Origin of the sequence: Flavobacterium psychrotrophum, from assembly GCF_003403075.1 — a bacterium.
Lineage (GTDB): Bacteria > Bacteroidota > Bacteroidia > Flavobacteriales > Flavobacteriaceae > Flavobacterium > Flavobacterium psychrotrophum.
On sequence record NZ_CP031557.1, the window covers coordinates 1025232 to 1039043 of the forward strand.

The window sequence follows — 13812 nt, forward strand, 5'->3', positions numbered from 1 at the left end:
ACAGAAATGAAAAATATAAATTTTAAGCCCCTGCTTTATATCGTGCTTGGCGTAGTTGTTGTCTTGTTAATAGACTACTACCTGATTCGTAATCCTAAACAGGAGGAGGTAACAACAGTTGCAACAACAGCAAAAAATGAAGAGGGTACTGCTTCGAAGGAAGTTGAGCTGAATGAAGCACAGTTTAAAGCATCGTCTATAGAACTGGGTACATTTGCTTCAAAAAACCTGAGCGAAGTAGTTAATGCTAATGGCTATACCGAACTGCCGCCACAAAACCAGGCCGATGTTTCTGTACACTTAACCGGTGTAGTGTCTAAGATAAATATTATTGAAGGGCAGCATGTAAACAAAGGGCAGGTACTTGCCATTGTAGAAAGCCCTGAGTTTGCAAAACTACAGGAAGCTTATGCTACTTCAAAAAGCAATCTGGAATTTCTGAGGCTCGAATTTGAAAGACAAAAAACGCTGAGCGATGAAAATGTAAATTCTAAAAAGGTTTTTCAGCGTACAAAAGCTGATTATGAAACCGAGAAAGCGCGTTTTGCTTCGCTGGGCAAACAGCTGTCATTACTTAATATCAACAGTACTTCTGCAACGGCCAGTATGCCTGTTATTGCACCAATATCGGGTTATGTGACTAATGTAAATATAAAAATTGGCAGCAATGCCGAGGTGGGTAAACCGTTGTTAAGCATTGTAGATAACTCTAAGCTACACGTAGACTTACTGGTTTATGAAAAAGACTTAGGTAAGGTAAAACCGGGACAAACCATACGTTTTGTGCTAACTAACCAGGGTAATAAAGAGGTTATGGGTAAGGTGTTTAACATTAGCCAGGCTTTCGAAAATGAAACCAAATCGGTTGCGGTACATGCTGATATTCAAAATCCGGGGCCGGGGCTCATACCGGGTATGTATGTAAACGCGCTGATAGATGTGGGTGCTAATGCAGTACAGGCGTTGCCGAATGAAGCCATTGTAAAGGCAGACGGCAGGGAATACATTTTTGTACTGGAAGCAGGGCATAAAGAACAAGCCCACGATGATAAAGAAACTCATGAACATAATGATGGCCACGCACACGAAGATAAAGGGGTAATGTACCACTTTAGGCGTGTTGAGGTTAAAACCGGCACAGCACAATTGGGTTATGTGCAGGTTACTGTACTGGAGGCGTTGCCTAAAAACGCCCAATTGGTATTAAAGGGTGCATATTATATACAAAGCCACCTGATTAAAAGTGCCGGTGGCGGAGGGCATGAGCATTAGTAAGATTAAGAGCCTGTTTAAAATTTATTTGATAATTTATCTATGCTTCTTTTTTGGCTGCAACTGCGTTAAATTTTATCATGATAGCGCGCTATCCCTCTAAAATTTGGCTTGTTTCGCTCAAAAATAACCAATAGACATTCTTAAAAAGAAAATTCAAACAGGCTCTAAGCTATAATTAATGTATTGAGTGCTATGTGGCATTGCGGCTAATATGCCTTGGTTTTATTTGTCCTTATCTTCCTTTTTAGAAAGTACGGCACTGTCTGCAAACTTTTTAAGAGTGATGGTCAGCTTGTCAGGATTGCCAAAAACTTCGGTCACTGTTTTGCCGCTGGCGCTCATAATAAGTGTTTCTGCTGCGCTTATACTGCTTTTTGCATAACTCTCTGTAGTAAGTTCAAGGTTTTTAACGGTAAAGCGTTTTCCTGTAAATTCTACCATATTATCTACCCTTACGGTGGCCTTATCGGCATCGCCCTCTATGGCGGCAACTGTTTTTTGGTACATATCCAGCTTTATGTCTTTGCAGGATATTAAAGCTTTTATTTTGGCATTTTTGCTAAGTGCTACAATTGCATTATCCGTTTTTAGGTTAAGTTCTGCCGTAGCCTTGTCATTCATATTCAGCGAAAAACTTTTTGCTTTTACGTTTAAAAATAACTTAGAAAAGTCAATGCTTTTAATGGCTATGCTGTCTGTTACCAGGTCTGTGGCGGCATAAAGCATAGATTCGTGTTTTGTGGTAATGCTTTTAAGGGTAGGGGTATAGCCTATGCGCACCACTATTTTTTTTGCACCACTTATCTCTTTACTGGTATAAAGGCGCAGGGTGGTGCCTTTTACTTCGGCCATAATAACTTCCTGCAAGTTGTCATCTGTTTCTACTTCCAGTGGTTTTGCTGCACCACTTACCAGGTAAGCCTCAATATTATCTTCTAATTCTATAGTGTCAAAAGCATCAAGCTCTTTTTGTACGGTAGTTACGTTTTTAGAGCCTTTAATTTTATCGCGCTTCTGGGCAAAGGTAACAGTGCTAATAGTGAGTAATGCAAGCAGGATAAGTCTTTTCATAAAATGTATCTGAATATATTGGTGGAAACAAATATAGCGAACCCTTAAAACAAAAACTACTTAAAATTATTTTGTAGCATATAAGTTTTAACGTTTTGTATTACAGATGCTGTAGGCATATAAAAAATAACCCCACCGGTATGGCAGGGTTGTATATGGTATTATTTTTTTATCGCTGTTCTACAGAACCGCCGGAAGAAGCGTCTTTTTGAAGCGACTCAGGTGTTTTTACATAATTTATGCTACTACCGCCGGAGGCATCTGCGGTAAGTTTTTTTACAGCATTTACCGTTACAGATGCCCCACCTGAGGCATCGGCATCTACCGTACTAGCTACAAGGCTGCCGGCATCTACTGAGCTGCCACCACTGGCATCAACATTAAATGTAGTTGTGGTACCTTTTATTGTTGAGTTACTTCCGCCGCTGGCATCAAGGGTAATTTTTTGAGCATCAGCACTAATTTCTATATGGCTACCGCCACCTGCATCCAGCACTAGGTTATTGGTTTTAAATACCGTATTGCCTTTTACAGATGTACCTCCGGATGATTCAATACCTTCCAGTGTGGGCAGGGTAATACTTACTATTGTTGCTGAAGACGAGTGCATGTTTTTATCGGTATAAACTTTAAGTATACCACCACTTACTTCCGTTTTTATGTGGCGTTGCAGGTTATCATCAGCTTCTACGCTAATGGTTACCGCATTGCCCTGGCTTATATAAACCTCAAGCCCGTCTTTAGCCGAAATTTTTGTGAAGGCACCATTAACCGTGCGCTTTTCGGTAACAATGTTTCCGCTGCCGTTAATTCCCATGCACGAGGTAAAAAGTAGTGCTGCAATAATAGCAACAGCTGCTTTGGCAATGTGTACAAAAACTTTTATCATGGTTGTAAAATTTAGTTGCTCTTGTTTAGCTGCCTTTCACGTTCTTTGATCGCTATTTCCCTTTCTTTAAGTTCAATTTCTCTTTCGCGCTCGTTAATGCTCTTTTGTGCATTGTTTATTGAACGTTGCGCATCGCCCGGCTCTGTTACAGGTGCTACTGGCTCTGGCGGGGCAGGTAACATCTCAACTTGTTCAATGCTTATTACAGGGTTTCCATTTTCGTCGGTAACGCAGTCAAAACATTCTACTTTCTCAGATCCCATATGGTACAGGTGCTCATCGTTATCAAACCAAAGGTCAAAGAAATCATTATCACTGTCGTCAAAATGTTTTACGCTGCCGTCTGGCTGAAAACTATAACCTTCAGGCAGGTACAGGTACACTTCTACATTTTGCTGGTGCCATTTAGACTCAGCGGGTGTAAGCAAATAATTGTTTAAAATTAAGTTATTTCCTTCAACTTTAAAACCATAATCTATTGTTTTTGCAATATCGCGGGCTTCGTTCATAGATAAGCCCCTTGCTTTGCGCTCTACCTGTATATATGGTTTGTTGCCTTCCGCCTTCATTATGTATAGCCTAACCTCGTTACTAAATATAAGATCATGGCCTACAGAGTCCTGCACGGGCTCGAAAGTACGGGTATCGTTTACAGATTTTGCGTAGTAATTATCGTAAGTGAATTTTATGTTCAGTGGTTCCTGGTCGCTAATGTTAAGGTCGCTTTTTACAACTACTTTTCCTTCGCTACTAAACTGTGCCGATTGTTGCAAACCAAAATAAGCGCAACCGCAAATACTGGCTATCCATATTACAAGCAGTGAAAAGAAAGCAGCAGTACCTATAGATTTCATGTTTGTAATAAGTATTCTTAACCCAAGTAAAAATATCCCCAGGAAAGGTATACCTATAGCAAAGAACATACAAACGGCAGTAAGCCAGATTGGGGCAGTGCCAGAGTTAACAAGCTCAACATAAGGGTACCAGCCCGGTGCTGTAGCAGATGTAGCAAACAGCACTATGATAAAGAATACTAACATTGTGCCCAGTACAAGCCCGGCCCATATAGTTAGCAGTGCTCCAAGAATTTTGCCTATAACCTTAAAGATGCTTTTAAACATACTCCCTACGCCATGGCCGGCACGCTCAAAACCTGTTTTTACATTACCACCTATCTTGTCGTAGTCTACGTTTTTTAGCCTGTCGCTTACCTGGGCAAACTCTTCACGTACTTTTTTTTCGATGTTAGATATGTTAATGGGCTCACCGCGCATCTCCAGCTTTTCTGTAGTGGTTATTGCCGGTGGTATTAATACCCATAGCAGCAGGTACACTATAGATGCTGTACCAAAAGATGCTATTAGCAGCAGTATAAATATTATACGTATCCAAAGTGGTTCCAGCCTTGTGTAATGCCCCAGGCCGGCGCATACGCCAGATACCATTGCATTATCTGTATCACGATAAAACTTTTTGGTACGGTAGTATTCAAAGCCAGCACTACCGGGTTCGCCCGCATTACCGGATGTATAATCAGCATTGCCGGATGCGCTTCCGGCGCCGTTAGCACCTTCTTCGTCTATCCTGTAATCTTCAGGCTTACCCATTATAGAGATAACCTCGTCTATTTCGCGCTGTCCTACTACCTGCTTGTCGGTCTTTATTTTTTCTGAAAGCAGCTCAGCAATACGCGCCTCAATATCACTCATGATCTCGTCTTTGCCATCGGGCGAAAGCGAACGCTTAATCGCGTCAAAGTAGCGGTTCAGCTTTTGGTAGGCATCTTCATCAATATGGAAGAATATGCCTCCTAAATTAATACTTACTGTTTTATTCATGGCTCTTTGATTTTATGGTGGTAATTGTTGTAACTGCGTCGCTCAGTTCTGTCCAGGTATTATTTAACTCTTTTAAAAAAACTTTTCCATTCTCGGTAAGGCCATAGTATTTTCGTGGCGGCCCCGATGTAGATTCTTCCCAACGGTAACTTAGTAAACCGTCATTTTTTAGTCTTGTAAGCAGTGGGTAAACAGTACCCTCTACCACAAGCAACTTTGCGTTTTTAAGGGTGTCGAGTATCTCGCTGGTATATGCTTCCTTTTCTCTTAATACAGATAGGATGCAAAATTCCAGTACCCCTTTGCGCATCTGGGCTTTGGTATTTTCAACATTCATAGGTTCTTCTCATTTATATTTTTAATTAAGGGTAAGCTTTTGCGTAGCCCTTTGTATACTGTAAGCATTGTCGCCAAGGTTTATCTGGGCGGGTTCTCCATAGTAGGTAATACTGCTGGAGGCATCGGTACTTATTTTTATGGCAGTATCTGTATATATGGCTACAGCCGAAGCATTTTTAGCCATTACATCGGCAGATTTACAAATAAACTGCCCCGCCTGTATAGATGCGCTGCTGCAAAAAAACTGTGCATCTGCCGCAGATCCTGATATTTTAATATACCCTCCGGCAGTAACATCGCCTTTAAATTTACCGGCATTTACCGTGCCCCTAAAGCCTGAACCGTTTTTAGATACAATGCGGCAGGTTCCGGTAGCCTTAATATTTCCTACAAAGGTAGCACCGGTTTCCAGTTTTATGTCGGCATCAGCAACTTCTAATATGCCTGTTGCTTTTACCACAGCGCCGTTTGTTACTTTAAAGCCGGTTACCTGTGGTTGTGTAACAAATACCCTTACTGTACTTACCTGTGGTTTTGACTCGGCCTGGTTTTTAATATATACTTTTAATGTGTTCCCTTTAAACTCTGTAGCCACATTATCAAGTGCCTCCCTGTTGTTTGCTTCTACTTTTACGCTGGTTGCATTACCCTGGGTGTAGATTACCTCAATGCCGTTTTTTACCTCAAGCGTTGTTGCAGGTTTTGCTGTTCTTGTTTCTGTTACCTGTGCCTGTGCCATCATTCCTGTTAGGGCTGTTATGGCGATGATGATTAATTGTTTCATTACTGTTCGTTTTTTGATGATGATTGAAATCCTGTGATTGATGATGATGATTTTCTGACTGCTGCCGGCCGCAGGCAGATGATGATTTGATTGATGACTAACTCCTAACACGGCGCCGGCTTCCGTTAACTTATAATAGCTGTATTTGCATAGTATGTTCTTATAACCATTAATTTCTTATGCAAATATATATCTTTAATCAGGTAGTTTGTATCGCATAGTACTTATATTTAACAAAATATTAACATTTGTTAATTCCGTAATAAATTGTAAATTAGCTGTAAACCTTATAGATAATGGAATTTACTCCTTCTAAGCTTAATACCTTCCTGTTATTCAAGTTGCCTTCGGCATACTTTTGCGGCGTAAGAACAAAGCAAATAAATAAAGAACAATGCACGGTTTCTGTAAAACACCGCTGGATAAACCAAAACCCGTTTAACAGTATGTATTTTGCCGTACAGGCCATGGCTGCCGAACTTAGTACAGGTGCACTCGTAATGTATCATATAAAAGAAAGTGGTAAAAAGATATCAATGCTGGTGGCTAATAATAAAAGTACCTTTACTAAAAAGGCGCGGGGGCGTATAACCTTTATATGTACAGACGGGCACCTTATAAAAGATGCCATAACTCAAACTATAGCTACGGGCGAGGGGCAAACCTTCTGGATGAAATCTGTAGGTACAGATGAAGCCGGAGATGTGGTTAGCGAGCTGCAGTTTGAATGGAGTGTGCGTGTAAAACCGTGAAAGAAATCACAAAGATTAGTTAAACCCGTGTATAATTGCCCTCTCCGTTGCCACGGTAGGGTATTTTTGTATGTAGAAAATAGATAGGTATGAAAGTTTTAATTACCGGTGCCACGGGGCTGGTGGGTACAGAGCTGGTGTCTATGCTCCTTAAGGGTGGCTACCATGTTAACTACCTTACCACGTCTAAAAATAAGGTGCAGCACGATGAAAAATACAACGGGTATTTATGGAACCCCGATAAGGGAGAAATAGATCCGCATTGTATAGACGGCGTGGGTACTATAATTCACCTTGCGGGTGCTTCTATAGGCAAACGATGGACGTCAAAATATAAGCAGGAAATACTGCAAAGCCGTATACTTACTACAAATGTTTTGCACAGTCTTTTAAAGAACACACAAAACAGCGTGCACGAATTTGTGTCGGCAAGTGCCATAGGTATCTATCCGTCAAGTACAGATACCGTATATACCGAAGATAGTACAGAGCGCGACAGTTCTTTCCTGGGCACCGTTGTGCAAAAGTGGGAAGCCGCTGCCGATGAGATAGCTAAACTGGGCATTCGTGTAGCTAAAATTCGCACGGGGCTGGTGCTTAGTGGCAAAAGCGGTGTGCTTAAAGAAATGGCTGCACCGGCAAGGTTTGGCCTTGGGGCGGCTTTTGGCAGTGGGACACAAATGCAATCGTGGATTCACCTTACAGATCTTGCAGGTATTTATTATTATGCCCTTAAAAACGAACTAGAAGGGGTTTATAATGCCGCTGCACCGCATCCGGTAACCCAAAATGAGCTGGTTAAAACCCTGGCCCGTGTACTTGGCAAGCCTTATTTTATGCCAAACATTCCTAAGTTTGTAATGGAAGCCGTTTTGGGCGAAATGAGCACCTTGCTTTTTGACAGCCAGAATGTAAGTGCCCGTAAAATAATAAATGAGGGCTACCAGTTTAAATTCTTGTCGCTTGAAAAAGCGATTGAAGATGCGCTTAAGTAAAGAGCTAATTACCCGTTTGTTTTAATTTATCAATCATTTTATAAACTTCATCGGGGCCATACTCACCAATGTAGGTCATAAAAGTACCGTCTGTCTTATTACTGCTGCATTGCCATAGTTGGCCTCAGCCGGGAAAAGAAGTTTGAGAACATAATTGTCTTTATCCGAAAACCATTTAATATGTTTCCTTTTATAACTATAGATAGCATTGGGTTGTTGTTGATTATAGATATAAAACATTTTTCCGGGTGCAAGTTTTTGTGCTTTGTTGTAAAAGCTTTTATTTAAAATGCTCCAGGAAGACAAAGTCTCTTGGGGTTCAATGACAGGATAAGACGTAATGTAATTAATAATTATAAATTCATCATCCTTAATTTTTTCATTATTGGCTTGATTTAAATATTGGCGTAGCCCTGCTAACTCTACTGTTGTAAGTTTACCTTCGCGCTGGCGCACATACAACACGGCAATCTTTTTTTATCATTTTCAAGATATACATCAACATTTATATGATGATCAATGCTCTTTTCAAAATTGTCATTTGTTGTGAGAGTAAGTTTTTTGTCAATTTCTATATAATAGCTAAAGTCCTGCGCGCTGCATATGGTACAAAACATAAGCATGGCCATTAGTGCAGCATTTTTAAGTAATGAGTTCATGGTAGGTGTAGTATTTTGTGATTTTGAATATCCTAACCTTTTAATTTATTTATCATTTCTAAAACGGTATCTCCATCATATTCACCCAAATGTGATATAAAGGAGCCATCGGGGCTTATAACAGCTACGTTGCCATAGTCGCCCTCTGCTGTAAAAAGTAACTTAAGAATGTAGTTTTCCTTATCTGCAAATGCTCTTGTATGATGCACTGCATATTGTTCATTCCGGGGGTGGTCGTTATAAATAGCAAAATGCTGTTGGGGTACAGTATTGTTTAATTTTTTGAGGTATGCCTTTTTAGTTGCATAGTGTATGGGCAATGGATAATCATCGTCAAAAGGTACTGACGTTACATAGTCAATAATAATGTATTTTGATGCAGTTACGCGAATGTTTCCCTGTTCTTTCAAAAATTTTCGCAACTCATCTATTTCATCTTTTGTTAGCTTGCCATATCTTTTTCTTTCGAACAAAACAGCGATTTTACTGTCATTGCTTTCTAAGTAAACATCAATATTCTTTTTATAGTCAATGCTTTTTTCAAAGTCAGTTTTGGTTGTTAGGGTAAGTTTTTTGTCAATCTCAATATAGTATTTAAGATTTTGTGCATTGCTGATAAAAGAAAAAGCAAACAATAATAAAAGCATTGCTTTTTTAAGAAGTGTGCTCATAAATTACATGATAAGGTTGGTTAGGGTAAATATACCAAATTATTTTAGATGTGTTTAGTTTAATGACAAATTGGCATTTTACAAAATTTGGCAATACTTTTGCAACTCGCTAAAGCGATCATTTGACACATAATGTTTAAGAAAATATTCAAAAATATGAGCCGAGAGCAATCTGAAAACGCCGAGAAAGAGCTAAAACAGGACGAATTAGTAAATGAAACTGAGCAAACTGCTGACCAAACGGCAGAGGAGGGGCTACCTTCTGCAGAAAACCTATCGGAAGAAGAACAGTTAAGGGAAGACCTTGCTGCCGAAAAAGACAAATTCCTGCGCCTTTTTGCAGAGTTTGAAAACTATAAAAAACGTACCTCTAAAGAGCGTATCGACCTGTTTAAAACAGCAAACCAGGAAGTGCTGCAAGCCATGCTGCCTGTACTTGACGATTTTGACCGTGCCCTTGTGCAAATAAGCAAGAGCGAAGATGAGGTATTGCTTAAAGGTGTAGAACTGATACACAATAAACTTAAAGATACCCTTACATCTAAGGGGCTGGAGCAGGTAGAACTTAAAGCCGGAGATGCTTTTGATGCCGATTTTGCCGAAGCAATTACACAAATACCTGCACCTACACCTAAGCTTAAAGGTAAAATTGTAGATGTGGTGGAGAAAGGATATAAGCTGGGAGACAAAATTATCCGTTTCCCTAAGGTAGTACTGGGTAATTAATTTTAAAGAGTAACGGGCATAATGGCAAAGAGAGATTATTATGAAGTACTGGGCATTGACAGAGGTGCATCAGCAGATCAGATAAAAAAAGCATACCGTAAAAAAGCAATAGAACACCACCCTGACAAAAATCCGGGCGATAAATCTGCCGAAGAAAAATTTAAAGAAGCAGCCGAAGCATACGAAATACTTAGCGATGCTAGTAAAAAAGCACGTTATGACCAGTACGGCCACGGCGCCTTTGAAGGCGGTGGTGGCGGTGGAGGTTTCCATGGCGGTGGCATGAACATGGATGATATTTTCAGCCAGTTTGGCGATATCTTTGGCGGTGCTTTTGGCGGCGGCGGAGGTTTTGGTGGTTTTGGCGGTGGCGGTGGCCAGCGTCGTGTAAAAGGCAGCAACCTGCGTATAAAAGTTAAACTTACCCTTGAGGAAGTTGCTAACGGCGTAGAAAAGAAAGTTAAGGTAAAACGCAAAGTTCAGGCTAAAGGCGTACAGTACAGAACGTGTCCTACCTGTAATGGTGCAGGACAGGTAATGAAAATTACCAATACAATCCTGGGTCGTATGCAAACGGCATCTACCTGCCATAGCTGTGGCGGTTCTGGCCAGATCATAGAAAGCAAGCCGGCTAATGCCGATGCTCAGGGTATGGTGATGGAAGACGAAACTGTAAGCATAAAAATACCTGCCGGCGTAGCCGATGGCATGCAGCTAAAAGTAAGCGGTAAGGGTAATGATGCACCGGGTGGCAACAGCATACCGGGCGACCTTATTGTGGCAATAGAAGAGGTAGAGCATGATACACTTAAGCGTGAAGGCGAAAACCTGCACCTGGATTTGTATATAAGCTTTGCTGAAGCTGCACTGGGTACCTCTCAGGATATTGAAACGGTAACCGGAAAGGTGCGCATTAAACTTGAAGAAGGCATACAAAGCGGTAAGATACTAAGGCTTAAAGGTAAAGGATTACCAAGCCTTAACAGCTATGGTAACGGCGATTTGCTTATTCATGTAAATGTATGGACGCCAAAAACGCTTAACAAAGAGCAACGTCAGTTTTTTGAGAAAGCTCTTACAGACGACAATTTCAGGCCAAATCCTGAAAAGAGCGACAAATCTTTTTTTGAAAAAGTTAAAGATATGTTTTCGTAATTTAAGAAAAATTTATACATTTGAAATTCACTATTCAATTAGTGAATTTTTCTTTTTCATAGCAATTTTTCCCATCCTTGTACGCTTACGCATTATAAGGGTGGGTTTTTTTTTATTATTGGTATTTTAACTTCTGTTAATTATTAATGTAACATTTTGGGTAGCATTGCGCCTTATTGTTGTAATTTTACAATTCGCAATAAAACACAATGAATTCTATACTCGAAGTTAAAAATGTTGTAAAGCAATATGGCGATTACACAGCACTAAACAGTGTATCGTTAAGCGTTCCTAAAGGCAGCATTTATGGACTGCTTGGCCCCAACGGTGCCGGCAAAACATCATTAATCCGCATCATTAATCAAATAACCATGCCCGATGGGGGAGAGGTATTGCTGGACGGCGAACCGCTTAATCCCAGCCATGTGTCTCACATTGGCTATATGCCGGAGGAGCGTGGCCTTTACAAGACCATGAAAGTGGGCGAGCAGGCACTATACCTGGCGCAGCTAAAAGGGCTTAGTAAAAAAGAAGCTAAGGAGCAGCTGGACTATTGGTTTGAAAAACTGGAGATAAAAGGCTGGTGGAATAAAAAGATACAGGAGCTGAGCAAGGGTATGGCCCAAAAAATACAGTTTGTGGTTACGGTATTGCACCGCCCTAAACTGCTTATTCTTGATGAGCCGTTTAGTGGTTTTGACCCGGTTAATGCTAACCTGATAAAAGACGAAATTATGGAGCTGCGCGATAAGGGCACTACCGTAATTTTTTCTACCCACCGCATGGAGAGTGTAGAAGATATGTGCGACCACATTGCCCTTATCCATAAATCGAACAAGCTTATAGAAGGCCCTTTGCAGGAGGTTAAAAAACAGTACCGCACCAATACGTTTGAGGTAGGTATTGTTCCGAAAAATTTTCAGGGCTTACTGGCAGATGTCAGTACAAAATATGCTACAAAACAGGCCAACTTTAAAACACTAGACGACGAGCTTAAGCTTCAGGTATCGTTACCACAGGGCGAAAAGCCGCGCGAACTCCTGCAATACCTTATGCAGCACGGCGAGGTAACTTATTTTGTAGAAAAGATACCAAGTGTAAACGATATATTTATTCAAACCGTTAGCCAAAAACAATAACATGAGCTTATCATTAATTATAAAAAGGGAATTTACGGCTAAGGTGCGCAACAAGTCGTTTATTGTAATGACGTTTCTTAGTCCGCTGTTGTTTGTAGCTATGGGTGGGCTTGTGGCATATCTTTCTAGTGTTAACAAAGATGAAGTTACCAAGATAGCGATATATGACCAAAGCGGTTTTTTAAAAGACGACCTTAAAAGCGATGACCATATCCAGTACAACGACCTTACTGCACTGCCATTTGAAGCGGCTAAAAAAGAGGCCACTAAAGATTATGTTGGGCTTGTTTATGTGCCTAAGCTTACCGATACTGTACAACTGCAAAGCAAGGTACAGTACATAAGCAATGAGAGTCCTAATGTAGAATTTGTGTCAGGGCTAGAGCGTATTATAAACGATAAAGTTACTAAGGCTAATCTTAAGAGGCTTCATTTTGATTATGATAAAATAGAAAAGGCTAAGGCCGATACAGCTGTAAAACTGAGCAAATTTAGTGGCGAAGAAACCACTAAGGGTGCAACCTGGTTACGCATTGGCATCGGTGGCGGTTCTGGCTACCTTATCATGATGTTTATTATTATTTATGGTAATATGGTAATGCGCAGCGTTATTGAAGAAAAAACAAACCGTATTATTGAAATTATCATATCATCGGTAAAACCATTCAGGCTCATGATGGGCAAAATTGTAGGTACATCATTAGCCGGCTTGCTACAGTTTTTTATCTGGGCAGTATTGGGCACGGTGTTGCTTATCGTACTTACCAGTGTATTTGGAATGGAAATGGGTGGTGGTGCCGGCATGGCACAACAGCAGGCCGCGCAGGTTAGCCAGAGCGATGCAGCACTAATTTTTGCTGAATTGCTTAAACTGCCATTATTTACCATGTTCATTTCGTTTATCGTGTTTTTTATTGGAGGATTTTATTTGTACAGTTCATTATATGCAGCCATTGGTGCAGCAGTAGATAGCGAGACCGATTCTCAGCAGTTCCTTTTACCTATCATCATGCCATTAATGTTGGGGGTATATGTAGGCTTTTTTACCGTTATGAGCGATCCTAACGGTACAGTGGCGACTGTTTTTAGTATGATACCATTAACATCGCCTATTGTTATGCTAATGCGTATACCGTTTGGTGTGCCGCTTTGGCAGGTATTACTGTCAGTAGGCATATTGTTTGCTACTTTCTTTTTAGTGGTGTGGTTTGCGGCAAAAATTTACCGCATAGGTATATTGATGTATGGCAAAAAGCCAACGTATAAAGAGATATTCAAGTGGCTTAAGTATTAGTTTGTTCCTGCATTGAGTATTTAACCATATAGGTACATAGCCTGTTATGTGCTAAAAACATGAAGTTTACATAAGTTTAAGCTCCGCTTACATAGCTATGTGTAGATTTTCTCTATCCATACTTTATACGTTTAAAAAGCTATGTCTCTATGTGGTTATAAAATATATAGAAGTGGAAATGCAGATGTAATTAAAGACTAATTCTATTCAAATAATTGTTAACTG

The 13812-nt window shown here is 40.3% G+C and carries 15 protein-coding genes; 7 read left to right on the forward strand and 8 right to left on the reverse strand.

Going from position 1 to position 13812, the window contains the following annotated elements:
- Window positions 1-6: 6 nt before the first annotated feature.
- Window positions 7-1272: an efflux RND transporter periplasmic adaptor subunit gene (locus DYH63_RS04480; protein ID WP_116787674.1), complete on the forward strand. Its 1266-nt coding sequence runs from the start codon at window positions 7-9 to the stop codon at window positions 1270-1272.
- Between the two features lie 225 nt (window positions 1273-1497).
- On the opposite strand, the gene DYH63_RS04485 is transcribed toward DYH63_RS04480, so the two are convergent.
- From DYH63_RS04485 to DYH63_RS04505, 5 genes are all read right to left on the reverse strand, one after another.
- A complete protein-coding gene (locus DYH63_RS04485) occupies window positions 1498-2346 on the reverse strand; it encodes a GIN domain-containing protein (RefSeq protein ID WP_116787675.1) in 849 nt (282 codons plus the stop codon).
- Window positions 2347-2515: 169 nt separating this feature from the next.
- Window positions 2516-3235 (reverse strand): head GIN domain-containing protein, encoded by a 720-nt coding sequence (locus DYH63_RS04490; RefSeq protein WP_116787676.1) that lies wholly within the window; start codon window positions 3233-3235, stop codon window positions 2516-2518.
- 11 nt (window positions 3236-3246) lie between these two features.
- Entirely contained in the window at window positions 3247-5073 is a 1827-nt protein-coding gene (locus DYH63_RS04495) for a PspC domain-containing protein (protein WP_116787677.1), read from the reverse strand.
- Window positions 5066-5410 carry a PadR family transcriptional regulator gene (locus DYH63_RS04500; protein ID WP_116787678.1) on the reverse strand — a complete coding sequence of 115 codons (345 nt, stop codon included), beginning with the start codon at window positions 5408-5410 and terminating at the stop codon, window positions 5066-5068. The genes DYH63_RS04495 and DYH63_RS04500 overlap by 8 nt, the downstream gene beginning before the upstream one ends.
- Window positions 5411-5431: 21 nt before the next feature.
- Window positions 5432-6196 carry a GIN domain-containing protein gene (locus DYH63_RS04505; RefSeq protein WP_116787679.1) on the reverse strand — a complete coding sequence of 255 codons (765 nt, stop codon included), beginning with the start codon at window positions 6194-6196 and terminating at the stop codon, window positions 5432-5434.
- A 296-nt stretch (window positions 6197-6492) separates the two neighbouring features.
- Between DYH63_RS04505 and DYH63_RS04510 the strand changes: the two genes are divergently transcribed.
- Window positions 6493-6948: a DUF4442 domain-containing protein gene (locus DYH63_RS04510; protein ID WP_116787680.1), complete on the forward strand. Its 456-nt coding sequence runs from the start codon at window positions 6493-6495 to the stop codon at window positions 6946-6948.
- An 89-nt stretch (window positions 6949-7037) separates the two neighbouring features.
- On the forward strand, window positions 7038-7943 hold the full coding sequence (locus tag DYH63_RS04515) for a TIGR01777 family oxidoreductase (protein ID WP_116787681.1): 906 nt from the start codon (window positions 7038-7040) through the stop codon (window positions 7941-7943).
- A 75-nt stretch (window positions 7944-8018) separates the two neighbouring features.
- Here DYH63_RS04515 and DYH63_RS04520 read toward each other — a convergent pair whose 3' ends face one another.
- The 3 genes from DYH63_RS04520 to DYH63_RS04525 are packed head-to-tail and all read right to left on the reverse strand — an operon-like array spanning window position 8019 to window position 9273.
- The gene (locus DYH63_RS04520; RefSeq protein ID WP_162926926.1) at window positions 8019-8399 is read right to left on the reverse strand and encodes a hypothetical protein; all 381 of its coding nucleotides are present in this window, start codon (window positions 8397-8399) and stop codon (window positions 8019-8021) included.
- On the reverse strand, window positions 8366-8602 hold the full coding sequence (locus DYH63_RS21225) for a hypothetical protein (protein WP_162926927.1): 237 nt from the start codon (window positions 8600-8602) through the stop codon (window positions 8366-8368). The genes DYH63_RS04520 and DYH63_RS21225 overlap by 34 nt, the downstream gene beginning before the upstream one ends.
- 32 nt (window positions 8603-8634) lie before the next feature.
- Window positions 8635-9273: a hypothetical protein gene (locus tag DYH63_RS04525; protein WP_116787683.1), complete on the reverse strand. Its 639-nt coding sequence runs from the start codon at window positions 9271-9273 to the stop codon at window positions 8635-8637.
- Window positions 9274-9429: 156 nt separating this feature from the next.
- Between DYH63_RS04525 and DYH63_RS04530 the strand changes: the two genes are divergently transcribed.
- From DYH63_RS04530 to DYH63_RS04545, 4 genes are all read left to right on the forward strand, one after another.
- Window positions 9430-9999, forward strand: a complete 570-nt coding sequence (locus DYH63_RS04530) for a nucleotide exchange factor GrpE (RefSeq protein WP_439952031.1) — start codon at window positions 9430-9432, stop codon at window positions 9997-9999.
- Between the two features lie 21 nt (window positions 10000-10020).
- Window positions 10021-11154, forward strand: a complete 1134-nt coding sequence (dnaJ, locus tag DYH63_RS04535; RefSeq protein ID WP_116787685.1) for a molecular chaperone DnaJ — start codon at window positions 10021-10023, stop codon at window positions 11152-11154.
- Window positions 11155-11363: 209 nt separating this feature from the next.
- The gene (locus DYH63_RS04540) at window positions 11364-12293 is read left to right on the forward strand and encodes an ABC transporter ATP-binding protein (RefSeq protein ID WP_116787686.1); all 930 of its coding nucleotides are present in this window, start codon (window positions 11364-11366) and stop codon (window positions 12291-12293) included.
- A gap of 1 nt (window position 12294) precedes the next feature.
- The gene (locus DYH63_RS04545) at window positions 12295-13587 is read left to right on the forward strand and encodes an ABC transporter permease (protein WP_116787687.1); all 1293 of its coding nucleotides are present in this window, start codon (window positions 12295-12297) and stop codon (window positions 13585-13587) included.
- Window positions 13588-13812 lie beyond the last annotated feature (225 nt).

Excerpts from the sequence above, each read along its gene's own strand:
- DYH63_RS04480 (WP_116787674.1), top strand. The coding sequence starts at position 7 with ATGAAAAATATAAATTTTAAGCCCCTGCTTTATATCGTGCTTGGCGTA.
- DYH63_RS04485 (WP_116787675.1), bottom strand. The coding sequence starts at position 2,346 with ATGAAAAGACTTATCCTGCTTGCATTACTCACTATTAGCACTGTTACC.
- DYH63_RS04490 (WP_116787676.1), bottom strand. The coding sequence starts at position 3,235 with ATGATAAAAGTTTTTGTACACATTGCCAAAGCAGCTGTTGCTATTATT.
- DYH63_RS04495 (WP_116787677.1), bottom strand. The coding sequence starts at position 5,073 with ATGAATAAAACAGTAAGTATTAATTTAGGAGGCATATTCTTCCATATT.
- DYH63_RS04500 (WP_116787678.1), bottom strand. The coding sequence starts at position 5,410 with ATGAATGTTGAAAATACCAAAGCCCAGATGCGCAAAGGGGTACTGGAA.
- DYH63_RS04505 (WP_116787679.1), bottom strand. The coding sequence starts at position 6,196 with ATGAAACAATTAATCATCATCGCCATAACAGCCCTAACAGGAATGATG.
- DYH63_RS04510 (WP_116787680.1), top strand. The coding sequence starts at position 6,493 with ATGGAATTTACTCCTTCTAAGCTTAATACCTTCCTGTTATTCAAGTTG.
- DYH63_RS04515 (WP_116787681.1), top strand. The coding sequence starts at position 7,038 with ATGAAAGTTTTAATTACCGGTGCCACGGGGCTGGTGGGTACAGAGCTG.
- DYH63_RS21225 (WP_162926927.1), bottom strand. The coding sequence starts at position 8,602 with ATGAACTCATTACTTAAAAATGCTGCACTAATGGCCATGCTTATGTTT.
- DYH63_RS04525 (WP_116787683.1), bottom strand. The coding sequence starts at position 9,273 with ATGAGCACACTTCTTAAAAAAGCAATGCTTTTATTATTGTTTGCTTTT.
- DYH63_RS04530 (WP_439952031.1), top strand. The coding sequence starts at position 9,430 with ATGAGCCGAGAGCAATCTGAAAACGCCGAGAAAGAGCTAAAACAGGAC.
- dnaJ (WP_116787685.1), top strand. The coding sequence starts at position 10,021 with ATGGCAAAGAGAGATTATTATGAAGTACTGGGCATTGACAGAGGTGCA.
- DYH63_RS04540 (WP_116787686.1), top strand. The coding sequence starts at position 11,364 with ATGAATTCTATACTCGAAGTTAAAAATGTTGTAAAGCAATATGGCGAT.
- DYH63_RS04545 (WP_116787687.1), top strand. The coding sequence starts at position 12,295 with ATGAGCTTATCATTAATTATAAAAAGGGAATTTACGGCTAAGGTGCGC.